The sequence below is a fragment of the Cupriavidus sp. 01L45 genome, from assembly GCF_056399885.1.
The window spans coordinates 1-14,039 of record NZ_JBFTSG010000009.1 but is presented as its reverse complement, the minus strand read 5'-3'; the positions used below and the strand labels follow the sequence as shown (position 1 = coordinate 14,039).

At 64.8% G+C, this 14,039-nt stretch carries 13 protein-coding genes and 1 tRNA gene; 6 read left to right on the top strand and 8 right to left on the bottom strand.

Going from position 1 to position 14,039, the window contains the following annotated elements; all coding sequences use genetic code 11:
* Window positions 1–87: 87 nt before the first annotated feature.
* Entirely contained in the window at window positions 88–1,275 is a 1,188-nt protein-coding gene (locus AC1DT6_RS07975) for an SDR family oxidoreductase (RefSeq protein WP_441634701.1), read from the bottom strand.
* A 271-nt stretch (window positions 1,276–1,546) separates the two neighbouring features.
* Here AC1DT6_RS07975 and AC1DT6_RS07970 point away from each other — a divergent pair, with 271 nt between their 5' ends.
* Window positions 1,547–2,281, top strand: coding sequence for a response regulator (locus AC1DT6_RS07970; protein ID WP_441634699.1), 735 nt, complete (start codon window positions 1,547–1,549; stop codon window positions 2,279–2,281).
* Window positions 2,282–3,613, top strand: a complete 1,332-nt coding sequence (locus AC1DT6_RS07965) for an ATP-binding protein (RefSeq protein ID WP_441634697.1) — start codon at window positions 2,282–2,284, stop codon at window positions 3,611–3,613. It begins immediately after the preceding gene.
* A 291-nt stretch (window positions 3,614–3,904) separates the two neighbouring features.
* On the opposite strand, the gene AC1DT6_RS07960 is transcribed toward AC1DT6_RS07965, so the two are convergent.
* Window positions 3,905–3,980: transfer RNA gene (locus AC1DT6_RS07960), tRNA-Met, on the bottom strand.
* Between the two features lie 129 nt (window positions 3,981–4,109).
* Here AC1DT6_RS07960 and AC1DT6_RS07955 point away from each other — a divergent pair.
* Window positions 4,110–4,307 carry a cold-shock protein gene (locus AC1DT6_RS07955; RefSeq protein ID WP_006158572.1) on the top strand — a complete coding sequence of 66 codons (198 nt, stop codon included), beginning with the start codon at window positions 4,110–4,112 and terminating at the stop codon, window positions 4,305–4,307.
* A gap of 34 nt (window positions 4,308–4,341) precedes the next feature.
* Window positions 4,342–4,554, top strand: a complete 213-nt coding sequence (rpsU, locus tag AC1DT6_RS07950; RefSeq protein WP_006158571.1) for a 30S ribosomal protein S21 — start codon at window positions 4,342–4,344, stop codon at window positions 4,552–4,554.
* Between the two features lie 278 nt (window positions 4,555–4,832).
* Here the strand turns inward: rpsU and AC1DT6_RS07945 are convergent, their stop codons facing one another.
* On the bottom strand, window positions 4,833–5,366 hold the full coding sequence (locus tag AC1DT6_RS07945; RefSeq protein WP_441634695.1) for a PaaI family thioesterase: 534 nt from the start codon (window positions 5,364–5,366) through the stop codon (window positions 4,833–4,835).
* Between the two features lie 203 nt (window positions 5,367–5,569).
* Between AC1DT6_RS07945 and nodI the strand changes: the two genes are divergently transcribed.
* Entirely contained in the window at window positions 5,570–6,481 is a 912-nt protein-coding gene (gene nodI, locus AC1DT6_RS07940) for a nodulation factor ABC transporter ATP-binding protein NodI (RefSeq protein WP_441634732.1), read from the top strand.
* A gap of 24 nt (window positions 6,482–6,505) precedes the next feature.
* Window positions 6,506–7,363: an ABC transporter permease gene (locus AC1DT6_RS07935; RefSeq protein WP_276289436.1), complete on the top strand. Its 858-nt coding sequence runs from the start codon at window positions 6,506–6,508 to the stop codon at window positions 7,361–7,363.
* Between the two features lie 173 nt (window positions 7,364–7,536).
* Here the strand turns inward: AC1DT6_RS07935 and AC1DT6_RS07930 are convergent, their stop codons facing one another.
* The 5 genes from AC1DT6_RS07930 to folC form a co-directional block, all read right to left on the bottom strand.
* Window positions 7,537–8,742 carry an O-succinylhomoserine sulfhydrylase gene (locus AC1DT6_RS07930; protein WP_441634693.1) on the bottom strand — a complete coding sequence of 402 codons (1,206 nt, stop codon included), beginning with the start codon at window positions 8,740–8,742 and terminating at the stop codon, window positions 7,537–7,539.
* Between the two features lie 382 nt (window positions 8,743–9,124).
* Entirely contained in the window at window positions 9,125–10,660 is a 1,536-nt protein-coding gene (gene purF / locus AC1DT6_RS07925; RefSeq protein WP_441634691.1) for an amidophosphoribosyltransferase, read from the bottom strand.
* A 95-nt stretch (window positions 10,661–10,755) separates the two neighbouring features.
* Window positions 10,756–11,253 carry a CvpA family protein gene (locus AC1DT6_RS07920; protein WP_441634689.1) on the bottom strand — a complete coding sequence of 166 codons (498 nt, stop codon included), beginning with the start codon at window positions 11,251–11,253 and terminating at the stop codon, window positions 10,756–10,758.
* 65 nt (window positions 11,254–11,318) lie between these two features.
* Window positions 11,319–12,047 (bottom strand): SPOR domain-containing protein, encoded by a 729-nt coding sequence (locus AC1DT6_RS07915; protein ID WP_441634687.1) that lies wholly within the window; start codon window positions 12,045–12,047, stop codon window positions 11,319–11,321.
* Between the two features lie 109 nt (window positions 12,048–12,156).
* On the bottom strand, window positions 12,157–13,467 hold the full coding sequence (gene folC / locus AC1DT6_RS07910) for a bifunctional tetrahydrofolate synthase/dihydrofolate synthase (protein WP_441634685.1): 1,311 nt from the start codon (window positions 13,465–13,467) through the stop codon (window positions 12,157–12,159).
* Window positions 13,468–14,039 lie beyond the last annotated feature (572 nt).

Below are 14,039 nucleotides of genomic sequence, written 5' to 3'. Positions count from 1 at the left end.
AAGCCGGGTTGGCGAAACGCAGCCGCCGCAGACAAGTACCGCCTGAATCACGTCACCAGAGCATGACGAACGTGGAGCGCGCGGCAATCATGACTTGAAGTCCCAGCTCATTTGTTCAAGGATGCCAACCCCGCGCGAGGTACGCATGCACTCGCTGACGTAATCGGTAATCGACAACGGCTCGAAATTGATCTCCTCCCGGATGCGCCGGTTGTCGAACACATAGCCGAGTTCGGCAAAGCCCGCATACAGCCGCAGGGCACGTTCGATCAGGCGGCGGTTGCTGATGCGCTCGGTACGCGCCACATCCAGCGCCAGGGCCGGAAGCTCGCTGGCCGGGCACTTGCGGTAAGCCGGCGCGTCCTCGCTCGCGGCGGCCTCATCCATGGCGGCTACCACCTGCGCGATGGTCGGTGCGCGCGCGCCCGCAGAAAGATGGTAGGCATCGAAGCGCAGGCCGGGCTTGACCGCCAGCCGCAACAAGGCCTGCGCGCAGTCGTCCGCCGAGATCACGTCGATGCGGGTATGCGGGCCGGCGGTATAGCGGCGCGCCTGGTGGATGATCCGGAACAGCCAGAAGATGCTGGCCGACGGCTGCGTGCCCAGCACGGTGTGCCCGACCACGATGGAGGGCCGCGCCACCACCAGCGGCAGGTCCGGCAGGCTTCGGCGCAGCAGCACCTCCACTTCCTGCTTGCTGCGCGTGTAGGGCACCAGGTGGCTGGTGTCGTCATGCCCGGCATCCTGCTCCGAAACCCTGGTACCGCGCTGCGTGCCGCAAGCCATCGCGGTACCGACATGGACAAAACGCCGCAGGGCGGTACTGCCGGCAAAGCGAGAGGCAAAGCGCAGCGTGTCTCGCACGTTGATGCGCGTGACCTGCGGGTCTGTCGAGAACGAGGCCATCGCCGCGCAGTTGATCACCTGCGAGACACCTGACAGCCGAGCCACGACGGCGGGCGGGAAATCGCTGTCCAGCGCGCCGAGCAGCACGTTATCCTCCGTGAGCCAGTTCACGCGGCTGCGCAGCAGGCCGCACTGGACGGCGTTCTCGCGCAGGCGTGCCAGCGCGTCTGCCGTATCGCTGCCCCGCACCAGGCAGAGCAAGCGCCGCGCAAGGCCGGCATTGATGGCGGCCACCATCACATTGCCGCCGATAAAGCCGGTGGCGCCGGTCAGTAACAGGCTGTCGACGCCGGGCAGGCGTATGTCGCAGACATGCGGCCGGACAGCAAGATCCCGCGCTGCCGGGCTGGCGTGCCAATCCCACATCATGGCGCTCTCCTCAGAAGGCGTAGTTGACCGGACTCATGCCGAAACGCGCTGGCTTGCCTGGCGCTTGCCCCTGTTGTCTTGTTTGCTGTTCCACCGATGCTCCGCCTTGATGTCGAAGCACGCAGATTAGGGACGGCACGCCGCGATGTCTGTCCTGAAATAGAGCGAAATCTTGTTCAAATGTGCAAATTTGTCCGGAAGCGTCTCCGGCCCCCAACGCGGGCCGCTGGCCGGATAGAATCGGCGTTTTTCGGCCCCTGGGAAGCCTGTCATGAACGACGCCATGGCCAAGTACAAGGTATTGCTGGTCGAGGACGATGACCGCCTTGCGCAACTTGTCAGCGAGTACCTGAGCAATTACGAGTTCACGGTGGAGGTGGTGCGGCGCGGCGATATCGCGGTAGCGGCCGTCCAGGCCCACCGGCCCGCCCTGGTCATCCTCGATCTGATGCTCCCCCACATGGACGGCATGGAAGTCTGCCGCGGCATTCGCGCCTTCTCGCGCGTGCCCGTGCTGATCCTGACTGCGCGCGTGGACACCTACGACCAGGTGGCGGGGCTGGAGATCGGCGCCGACGACTATGTGGTCAAGCCCATCGAGCCCAGGCTGCTGGTAGCGCGGGCCCGCGCCCTGCTGCGGCGCGCCGCCGCCGAGCGGGTCGCCGTGCCCGCCACGCCAATGCAAAGGGACCACGAACTAGTATTCGGCGCGCTGGTGATTTCACCGCCTAACCGGCAGGTCACCTGGCGCGGACAGGAAGTGGACCTGAAGACCACCGAGTTCAACCTGCTGCTGATCCTGGCACGCGCCGCCGGCACCGTACTGAGCCGCGACGACATCCTCAAGGAGCTGCGCGGCATCGAATTCGACGGCATCGACCGGACCGTCGACTCTGGCATCTCCCGGCTGCGCCGCCGCTTCGAGGACGCTTCGCCCGAGCCGCACAAGATCAAGACCATCTGGGGCCGCGGCTACTTGTTCAGCCCATCGGCATGGGAGGAATGAATGGTCCGCTCGCTACTGAAGCTCTATTTGCTGGTGATGCTGGCTGCCGCCGCGGCGGTGGTCGCCATCAACTACACCTTCATTCCGCTGTTCCACGAGCAATTCACCGAGAGCGAACGCGTGAATCGTCAGGGTTATGCGTTCGTCCTGTCCGAATACCTCGCCCAGCACCCGGGCGAGTTGCGCAAGGGCGCGCTGGAAAAGCTCCAGGCGCATGCGCTCGAACGGTTCAAGCTGGCCGACGCCGCCGAACTGAGCCGGCTGGATGCGCGCCAGCGCCAGGATATCGCCGACGGCAAGCTGGTGCTGAGCTACGATGCCAAGGACTATTACCTGCCGCTGCGCGACGGGCAGGTACTGCATGCGCACAGCGTGGACGTGGACAACACCAACGTCGACGTGGTGGCCTATGCATTGATTGCTTTCGCCACGCTGCTCTCGATCGTGGCATGGGTCTGGTACCACTGGCGCGACCTGGACAAGCTGCAGCAGGCGGCCAGGGATTTCGGCCGCGGCAAGCTGTCAACCCGCGCCGACCTGCCCAGGCGCTCCAATATCTCGGAGCTGGCAATGCAATTCAATGAAATGGCGGAGCAGATCGAAGCGTCGATCGTGCACCAGCGGGAAATGATGCACGGCATCTCGCACGAGCTGAAGACACCGATCGCCCGGCTTGAATTTGGCATTGCGCTGTTGCAGTCGGCCGGCGCCGGCGAGGAAGAGCAGGCACGTCAGGCCCAGCGCCTGGAAGACCTGCGCCGCGACGTGCGCGAGCTTGATGAACTGGTCACCGAGTTGCTGACGCTCGGCCAGCTCGAGCAGGGTGCGGCCCCGATGATGCTGATGCGGGTTTCGGTCGGCGAGCTGATCGACAGCGTGGCGGCCAGCGTCGCCAACGAGGTGGCCGACCACAAGCTGACCCTGTCCGTGCTCGCCAGTGGTCCCCTGCCACACCACGTCTGCGATCCTCGGCAGGTGGCGCGGGCGCTCCTCAACCTGTGCCGCAACGCCACCCGCTATGCGCGCAGCGCCATCCAGTTGCGCGCCGAGACGGATGCCGCTGGCACCCTGTGCCTGACGGTGGAGGACGACGGGCCCGGCGTGGTGCCGGAGGAACGCGCCCGCATTTTCGAGCCTTTCCATCGGCCGGATTCCAGCCGCAATCGGCACACGGGCGGCTTCGGCCTGGGGCTGGCCATCGTGCGGCGCATCGCGCTGCTGCATGGCGGCCAGGTCGGGCTGGACAGCGGCAGTGCAGGGGGGGCGCGATTCGTGATCACGTTGCCCGCCATGGATGAGCCAGCCGTTGCCGTCAGCGCGCAGGCGGCTTGAAGGGGCTTGAGGAGATGCGTAATGAAACGTCCGGAACCCACAAATCCCTCGCCTGCGGAAGGCCGCCCATGAAGTGGTCGACGATCGCGGCCGTGGTGCTTTCCTGGGTGGGCGCCTGTGCGGCGGCGGGCTGGCTGGCGATGGTCTGTGCCTGATGGCGCCTGATGGCGCCTGTTGGCACTTGTTAGCACTGACTGATACGTGTAGACGTCCCGGTGACGCAAAAGGCGCAGGCACGCAAAACAAAAAAGCCCGCCGGACTACTGGCGGACTTTTGAGTAGAATATCGCCTGGTTGCGGGGGCAGGACTTGAACCTGCGACCTTCGGGTTATGAGCCCGACGAGCTGCCAACTGCTCCACCCCGCGTCAGAGGGGCGTACTATACGCCACTCTCGTGGATTTGCAAAGCGTTTTCAGCAAGCTTTCTTGACAGCGTTTACGTAAACGTGTAAAAGCAAGTGGGCGCATTCTTTGCGCTCAAAAAAGGATTTTTCCATGGAAACTGGTACCGTCAAGTTCTTCAACGCCCAGAAGGGTTTTGGCTTCATCACCCCGGACGCTGGTGGCAAGGACTTGTTCGTCCACATCTCTCAGGTTCGCGGGGGTGCTCCGCTGCAAGATAACCAGCGAGTGCAATACCAGTCGCAACAGGGCAAGAAGGGTCCTGAAGCGGCCAATGTTTCCCCCGTTTGAACCCGCCGCTTTGCGGCAATGCTAAAGGACAGAATTGACTAAGATCGTCTTGAAACCSGGTGARCCCGTTGAAGTTGCAATGCGKCGTTTCCGTAGGGCCATCCTCCAGACCGGCCTGATCGTTGAACTCAAGAGCCGTACCGCTTACGAGAAGCCCACGACCGAGCGCAAGCGCAAGAAGAAAGCCGCGGAATCGCGCCTTCGCAAGCGTCTGCGCATGCAGATGCTGCCGAAGAAGATGTACTGATTTCGGCACCGCAAGCGGCGAACGCGCTCAGACGCGATCTGCCGCCGGCTGCATAAAATCCGCCAGCCACGCCTGGCGGATTTTGTCGTTTTAGCAGCGCCGTTGGCTGTCGGGCCCTTAACGGGCCCGACATTCGTCGACCGGCCCTGATACCGCCCTGCCCATCTTTCCGCCAGGATCGAGTACGGCCGGCGAAATGCATGCGTACGTCTTTAGCGCATGGTGCTATTCCCTTCCGCCTTGCCCCCCCTTGCATTCATGCGTAGCTGTTGCCCGCATCAGCCTGCCGGCATTGGGAATACCAGGCAGGTTGTGGTGGCGTAAGCGTACAGCTTACCCTGCGTGTCGATGATGCGGCCCTCGGCAATGCCGATCTGCGTGGTCAGGCTGATGACCTTGCCCTCCGCGCGGATCGGACCGGTCTTGGTAGTCAGCGGGCGCACATAATTCACCTTCAGTTCCAGGGTGGTATAGCCCTTGCCCGCCGGCAACATGGTGTGGACAGCGCAACCCACGCAGGAATCGAGCAAGGTCGCGGCGTAGCCGCCGTGCACGCTACCGATCGGGTTGTAATGCTGCGCGCCGGGTGTGCCCTGGAATACGAAGCGCCCTGCCTCGAACTCCACAGGGACGAAGTCCATCAGTTGCGCGATCGGCGCGCCCGGCAGCTTGCCGGCCATCATATCCTCGAAAAACTGCAGCCCGGCACGCTCGCTCAACTGCGCCAGCGTCGCCACGCCGGGCTCGCCCAGCCGCGCACGCGCGACGCGCTCAGCTTCCTGCCACTGGGCCAGTGTGTCTTGCGCACTCATTGTCTTGTCTCCATGGTTTGCTTCGGTTCGTTGTCTTGCGCTCCTGCCCTCTCGGCCAGTTCCCTGGCCATGCGCTGCGGCAGCGAACCGGCAAGATAACCGCATCCGCGAATTCTTGCTGCAATGCGCCACAAAGCATCCGCGCCACTGCCTGCATAATGGCGGATATTGCGCCCGTGGCGCACCTCACCCTCGTTCCTGCCTTGACTGCCATTCTCGAACTACGCAATGTAAGCAAGCAATACGGCGAAACGGTCGTGGTCGACGATCTCAGCCTGAGCGTGCAACGCGGCCAGTGCTTCGGCCTGCTGGGCCCGAACGGGGCCGGCAAGACCACCACGCTGCGCCTGCTGCTGGGCCTGACCACGCCGGCCTCGGGGACGCTCACGCTATGCGGCGAGCCAATTCCGGAGCGCGCGCCGCAGGCCCGCATGCGCGTGGGCGTGGTACCGCAGTTCGACAACCTCGACCCCGACTTCACCGTGGTGGAGAACCTGCGCATCTTTGGCCGCTACTTCGGCCTGGAGCGCGCCGAAATCGAACGCCGCGTGCCCGCACTGCTGGAGTTCGCACGGCTCGAAAGCCGTGCCGGGGCGCAAGTGCGGGACCTCTCGGGCGGCATGCGCCGGCGCCTGACGGTGGCGCGCGCGCTGATCAACGACCCCGACCTGCTGGTGATGGACGAGCCCACCACCGGGCTCGACCCCCAGGCGCGCCACCTGATCTGGGAACGCCTCAAGTCGCTGCTGGCCAGCGGCAAGACCATCCTGCTGACCACGCACTTCATGGAGGAGGCCGAGCGCCTGTGCAACTACCTGTGCGTAATCGACAGCGGCCGCAAGATCGCCGAAGGCAAGCCGCATGAATTGATCGACAGCCAGATCGGCTGCGATGTGGTGGAAGTGTATGGCGACAACCTCGCCCCCTTGCGCGGCGAACTGCACCCGCTCGCAACGCGTACCGAGATGAGCGGCGAGACGCTGTTCTGCTATGTGAAGGAACCGGCGCCGCTGCTGGCCGCCCTGCATGGCCGGACCGGCGTGCGTTACCTGCATCGACCCGCCAACCTGGAAGACGTCTTCCTCAAGCTGACTGGCCGCGAGATGCGCGACTGACCCGGGACCGACAACGGACTGAACATGAGCGAACAAGACCCCCGCCCCGCAGCCGCGCCGGCCGCCGCCGCGCCGCGGCATGCCCCCATGCAGCGGCAGCATTACCCGCAGCCGCTGCTGCCGATGAACATGCGCAACTGGACCATGGTCTGGTACCGCAACTTCATGGTGTGGAAGAAGCTGGCGATCCCCTCCATGATCGGCAACCTGGCCGATCCGATGATCTACCTGTTCGGCCTCGGCCTCGGTCTTGGCCTGCTGGTCGGGCAGGTCAACGGCGTGCCCTACATCGCCTTCCTCGCGGCCGGCACCACGGCGTCGAGCGTAATGATGTCGGCGAGCTTCGAGTCCATGTATTCCGCCTTCTCGCGCATGCATGTGCAGCGCACCTGGGAAGCCATCATGCACGCGCCACTGACACTGGGCGATGTGGTCCTGGGCGAGATCATGTGGGCCGCCAGCAAAGCCGTGCTGTCGGGCCTTGCCATCATGCTGGTGGCGGGCGCGCTCGGCTATGCGCGGTTGCCGGGAGCGCTGCTGGCGTTGCCCGTGATCGTGCTGGCCGGCATCGCGTTCGCCAGCCTGGCCATGATCGTCACCGCGCTTGCGCCCAGCTACGACTTCTTCATGTTCTACCAGACGCTGGTGATGACGCCGATGCTGCTGCTTTCCGGCGTATTCTTCCCGTTGGAGCAATTGCCCGCGGGGGCGCAAGCCGCCACCCAGGTGCTGCCACTGGCGCACGCGGTGGCCCTGATCCGCCCCATCATGCTCGGGCGTCCAATCGACAACCTGGCGCTGCACCTGATTGTGCTCGGCGCTTACGCGGCAGTGGCCCTGGTGGTCGCGCTGATGCTGCTACGCCGGCGCTTGCTGCGCTGAACGCCGGCCGGGGAACGTCCTGCCATCCCAGCCGGTCACCGCCATCCTGTCGCATTGGCGGGGCCGCCTCGCATTCACCAGTGGACAGCAGCGGCGCCGGCGCGCCAAGGCGCCTGGGCGGCCCTTGCCTATCTGCTATCGCCACGGCCGCCATCGCGGCAGCCGTGGCTGCCTCAGTCCTGCAGGCCGCGCAGCAGGTCTGCCTTCAGGTCCGCCACCGACTCCAGCCCCACCGCCAGCCGGATCAGCCCTTCGCCGATGCCCGCCGCGGCCTTGGCTTCCGGGCTGACGCGTGCATGCGTGGTGGTGTAGGGATGGGTCACGGTGGTACGCGTGTCGCCAAGGTTGCCGGTGATCGAGCACAGGCGGGTGTTGTCGATCACGCGCCAGGCATTGGCGCGCTGCTGCTCCGGCGTCTCGCCCTTGAGTTCGAACGACACGATGGCACCGCCGCCGCTCTGCTGGCGCTGGGCGACTTCATACTGCGGATGGGATTTCAGCGCCGGGTGATACACGCGCGCCACGGCCGGATGCGACTCCAGGAACTCGGCCAGCGCCAGCGCGCTGGCGCTGTGGCGTTCCATGCGGATCGCCAGCGTTTCCATGCCCTTTAGCAGCACCCACGCATTGAAGGCCGACAGTGTGGGGCCGGCCGTGCGCACGAAGGGAAAAACCTTGCCCATGATGAAATCGTGCGTGCCTAGCACCGCGCCGCCCAGCACGCGGCCCTGCCCATCGATATGCTTGGTGGCCGAGTGCACCACGATGTCGGCGCCGAACTTCATCGGCTGCTGCAGGGCCGGCGAACAGAAGCAGTTATCCACCACCAGCAGCGCGCCAGCGTTGTGGGCGATGTCCGCCACCGCGGCAATGTCGGCCACTTCGGTCAACGGGTTGGACGGCGTCTCCAGGAAGAACAACTTGGTGTTCGGCTTGACCGCCGCGCGCCAAGCCGCCAGGTCGGTGCCATCGACGAAGGTCGTCTCGACGCCAAACTTGGCGAAGATATTGGAGAACAGCGTCATGGTCGAGCCGAAGATGGCGCGCGAGCTGACCAGGTGGTCGCCCGCCTGCATCGACGACATCACCACCGACATGATCGCGCTCATTCCGGACGCGGTCGCCATGCAGGCCTCGGCCCCTTCCAGCGCGGCCAGGCGGCTCTGGAACATGGCCACGGTGGGATTGGTGAATCGCGAGTACGTAAATCCCGTTTCCGAATTGGCGAAGCGTTCGGCGGCCTCGGCAGCGCTGTTGAAGCAGAAGCTGGAGGTCAGGTACATCGCCTCCGAGTGCTCCATGAACTCGCTGCGCATGGTGCCGGCGCGCACGCCGAGCGTATCGATGTCGAGGGAGTCGAGAGGAAGCGGTTCGTTCATGATGGGGAGGCGGTAGTACCCGCGCGGTTATCTGTGTAAGAGGTGAGCCTGGCCGCGCACTGGCGGCAGCAATAAAAAAGCCCGTACGATCATTGGCCGGGGGCCGAATCGACGGGCTGCTTGTGTTCTGGGGATAGGCCCCGCGCTGCGGCGGGAAGCCGGCTTGCCATTGTGCCTTTGCTGCGCACAACCGGTAAGCCGGTGTTCCGCTTTAGCTGTTTCGGGCATTTCCCTGTGACGGGCAATTTCCTGTTCCGGGATAAGAACCAAACTCCGGCAGGACCCGCGTCCGCAAGCTGACAATCAAATCGACGCCCGGCAATGTTACGGCCGGGCCCCGCCCTGCGTCAACTCCGCGGGTATGCCGCGGGTGCGCCGCGTCTTACTCGTTACCGCCCGAGCGCTGCAAGTGCAGCTGCGAGCGCTCGCCGTCACCGAGGCCACCGGTGCCGTCGCGATCGGCCTGGCTGCGCGCGGTTTCCAGGCGCTCCAGGTAGGCTTCGTCGATATCGCCGGTGATGTAGCGGCCATCGAAGCACGATGCATCGAAGTCCTTCAGCGCCGGGTTGATGTCGCGCACCGCCTGCTTCATCGCTTCGACATCCTGGTAGACCAGCTTGTCGGCGCCGATGATCCTGGCGATCTCTTCGTGGCTGCGGCCGTAGGCGACCAGCTCGCTGCGCGTGGGCATATCGATGCCGTACACATTGGGGAACTTCACCGGCGGCGCGGCCGAGGCGAAGATCACCTTGTTGGCGCCGGCGTCACGGGCCATCTGCACGATTTCGAAAGAGGTAGTGCCGCGCACGATGGAATCGTCCACGATCAGCACGTTCTTGCCCTTGAACTCCACACCCATGGCGTTGAGCTTCTGGCGCACCGACTTCTTGCGCACCGCCTGGCCGGGCATGATGAAGGTGCGGCCGATATAGCGGTTCTTGAAGAAGCCCTCGCGATAGTTCACGCCCAGCTTGTTGGCCACCTGCATGGCGGCCGGACGGCTAGAATCGGGGATCGGCATCACCACGTCGATATCGCCCGCGGAGACTTCGGTGCGAATCTTTTCGGCAAGGTAATCGCCCATGCGCAGGCGCGCGTCGTACACCGGCACGCCATCGATGCACGAATCCGGGCGTGCCAGGTAGACGTACTCGAAGATACACGGCGTCAGCACCGGGTTATCGGCGCACTGCTGGGTGTAGAGATTGCCGTCGAGGTCGATGAAGATGGCCTCGCCGGGCGCCACGTCGCGCTCGAGCTTGTAGCCGATGCCTTCGAGTGCCACCGACTCCGATGCCACCATCCATTCCTTGCCGGTCGGCGTTTCCACGCTGCCCAGGCATAGCGGACGGATACCGAACGGATCGCGCACGGCCAGCATGCCGTAGCCGGCGATCTGCGCAGCAATGGCGTACGAGCCACGCACACGGCGGTGCATGCCCGCCACGGCCTTGAAGATCGTGGCCGGGTCCAGCGCAAGGCCGCTGCTGGCGCGTTGCAGCTCGTCAGCCAGCACGTTGAGCAGCACTTCGGTATCGGAGTGCGTGTTGATGTGGCGGCGGTCGCGGCTGAACAGTTCCTCGTGCAACTGCTTCCAGTTGGTGAGGTTGCCGTTATGGGCCAGGATCACGCCGTAAGGCGCGTTGACATAGAACGGTTGGGCTTCTTCCTCGCTCGAGGCCGAACCGGCGGTGGGGTAACGCACCTGGCCGATGCCGGCGGCACCGGGCAGGCCGCGCATATTGCGCGTGCGAAACACGTCGCGCACCAGGCCATTGGCCTTGTGCATGTGGAAGGTGCTGCCATTTGCGGTAGCGATGCCGGCTGCATCCTGTCCGCGGTGTTGCAACAGCAGCAGGCTGTCGTAAATCAATTGGTTAACGGGCGTGGAGGAAACCACACCGACGATACCGCACATGCCAAGCTCCCAGGAAAGGCGTTTGAATCGGGGCGGCCCCACCCTGTAGGGCAGAGCCTGCGTACTACCAGCCGGACGGTCTGCCCGGCCTCATGTCATGTCTTGACGTATTTGGCGACTTCGGGCGGCAGCCACGGCCGCAGCGACTCCATCGCCTCCATCACGTAGGGCCGGGACAGCGCATCGCGCCAGAACGCCTCCTCGGGCAGCTTGGTGAGCCCGGCCAGAGTCACCACGAACATCACCACCAGTGCGCCGCGCACAAGCCCGAACACCAGCCCAAGGCCGCGGTCGGCGGGCTTGAGCCCGGTACTTTCGAGCAACTGGCCCAACACCGTACCGGCAAGTGCCGCAGCAATCACGGTGCCGATGAACAGCACCCCGAAGCCCAGTGCGCTGCGCGCCAGCTGACCGCCCGGTACCGATTCGGGAATCCAGCCTGCCGCGGTACCCGCGAAATGGTAGGCCACCAGGAACGCCACCACCCAGCCGATCAGCGAGAGCACCTCTCGCACCAGCCCGCGCAACACGCCGATCAGGCCTGAGGCAATCAGGATGAAAACAACGCTGTAATCGAAAAAAGTCGGCTGCATGCGTAATACGGTGTCCCCGGTGCCCCGGTATGGCGGCTGGCGTTTGGTCCAGCCCGCCCTTGGCATTACTGTTCGACCACCTTGGCGGTCAGGCCCACGGCGCGCACTCGCTTTTCGGCGGCATCAGCCGCATCGCGATCCGAAAAAGGGCCGGCACGCAAGAGCACGCGCTCGCCGTCGGCCAGTGTCTTTTTCTCGATGTAGGCCGGCACTTTGCCCGCCTTGAGCTTGCTCAGCCACTCCTTGGCCTTTACCTCGGAGGAAAAGGCGCCGATCAATACCAGGAACTTGCCGCTGCCGGGCTTGGCATCCGCGCGGACAACCGGTTTGTCCGCGGCCTTCTCGGCAGGCGCCGCTGCCGCGACGGCAGGCTTGGCCGGTGCCGCATCGGCAACCAGTTCCTCGCCGGCATCGAGCGCCTGGCTGTCGAGCCTGGATTGCGGCGCGGGCGGCAACGGATCCGCCTTGCGGGCATCGGGCTTCACCTTGCCGCCGGCCCCGCCCGGGCCACCATCGATCTTTACCGAGATATTGTCGACGACTGGCCTTGGCTGGGTCTCGAATACGATCGGCAGCACGATGACGGCAGCTGCCGTCAGCACCACGGCGCCGATCAGGCGCCGGCGCGCCCGCTGCTTCTGCGGGAATTCCGGGTCGAGCGTGTCGTCTGCGTACTCCTCGGCCAGGCGTCGCGACGAAGCGATGCCTGCACCCGGATCCGAACGCGAGCGGCGAGTGCGCTCCGGTGCCGGGGCGTTGCCCTTGCGGGAAGAAAACAGCGAAAGCAGGCCCATAGATTGGTTCGGTGCGACGGCCGGAAACCGGCCGTTGAAATTGTCGCTCAGATTGCGCGGCGATTTGCCCCGGTGTTAGCCCCGGAAAACTGCCCGGCGGCCGCGCGACTCAATTTGCCCGGGTAGCGCGATATGCCATCACGCCCGCCACGGTGTAGAACGATCCGAAGACCAGAATTCTATCATCCTCGGTCGCTCTGCCGAGGGCATCCCGGTAAGCCGCCTCCGGGCTGGGAAAGCAGGCCGCCGTAGCATCGGGGCCGGGATGGAAACCGCCCTCCTCCAGCTTCTCCAGCAGATCCGCCGCGCTGGCCGCACGCGGCGTCGGCAGGTCGCACAGGCACCAGTGGTCGACCTTGTCGGCCAGATGGCGCAGTACGCCGGCGATATCCTTGTCCTCCATCGCGCCGAACACCGCATAGGTGTAGCGGAAGAAGCCCATGTTCTCGAGGTTCTGCCCCAGCGTGGCGGCTGCGTGCGGATTGTGCGCCACATCCAGGATCACCGCCGGGCGTCCCGGCATGACCTGGAAGCGCCCCGGCAGTTCGACGAAGGCCAGCCCRTTGCGCACTTCCTGCGCGCTGACCGGCAGGCGCGGACGCATGGCCTGCAGCGCCGCCAGCGCGGCCGAGGCGTTGAGCAACTGATTGGCGCCTCGCAGGGCCGGATAACCCAGCCCGTTGAGCTTGCGCTCGCGGCCGCTCCAGTCCCACTGCTGGCGCTCCTGGCCCTTGGCAGCCTGATGCTGGAAATCCCGGCCCACCAGCCAGAGGTCCGCGCCGATGGCCTCGGCATGCTCGATCACCGACTTCGGCGGCATCGGGTCCGCCACGATGGCCGGCACGCCGGGACGGAAGATACCGGCCTTCTCGTAGCCGATCTTTTCGCGCGTGTCGCCCAGGTACTGCGTATGGTCGATGTCCACGCTGGTCAAGATGGCGCAATCGGTATCGATCACGTTCACCGCGTCCAACCGGCCGCCCAGCCCCACCTCCAGGATCATCGCGTCGAGCCCTGCCGCGGCGAAGGCATGGATGATCGCCAGCGTGGTGAACTCGAAATACGTCAGGCTCACCGGATCGGCAAAGCTGGTGCGCGCGCGCTCCACCGCCTCGAAATGCGGCAGCAGTTGCGCATCGGTAGCGAACTCGCCATTGATGCGGGCGCGCTCGTTAAACGAAATCAGGTGCGGCGAGGTATGGCAACCCACCTTGTAGCCGGCCTCCAGCAGGATGCGCTCCAGCATGGCGCAGGTGGAGCCCTTGCCGTTGGTGCCGCCGACGGTGAACACCACGGCATCAATGCGCAGCCCCAGGGCTTCCTTGACGCGGGTGATACGCGCCAGGCCCATGTCGATGCCCACCGGATGGGCGGATTCGAGATGGGATAGCCATTCAGGGAGGGTGGGGAAGATGGGCATGATGGGGATACAGGGTTGTTCGGGGGCTTGGCTTGTTGGAGCCGGTTTGGGGGTGGGTGGTTTCTTTGCCGTTTGGCGGAATTTGGTTTGGCTCTGGGTACCGGGGGATATTGGGGTGTTTTGGGTTAAGTCAAAGGATCTCTGGCTTCAGGAGGGCTTAAATTCAACTTCAACTTCAACTTCAACTTCAACTTCAACTTCAAAAGCCTAAAGTCAAAGGCGGTTTCACCCCCCTGCGGGGGGCGACCTACTTTTTTGTCTTGCCAAAAAAGTAGGCAAAAAAGGCGCGCCGGATGGGGCGACACCCCCTCGGGATCCGGCGAAAAGAGCGGCCGGGACCCAAACTCGCATCGCCTTAAGGCGATACTCAAACATGGGTCCCTCTTTTCCGCTCTTTCCGCCGGATCCCGAGGCGCCCCATACGGCCGGTACACCCACACGGCTCGCTTCGCATCGCGGGACGGTGTGGCCCGCCCTTGGGGCGCTCCACACGGCTACCAATCGTTACTTGGCGGACCCGCTCTTGCAAACGCCGCCCTCTCCCCCGGCCCCTCTCCCGCAAGCGGGAGAGG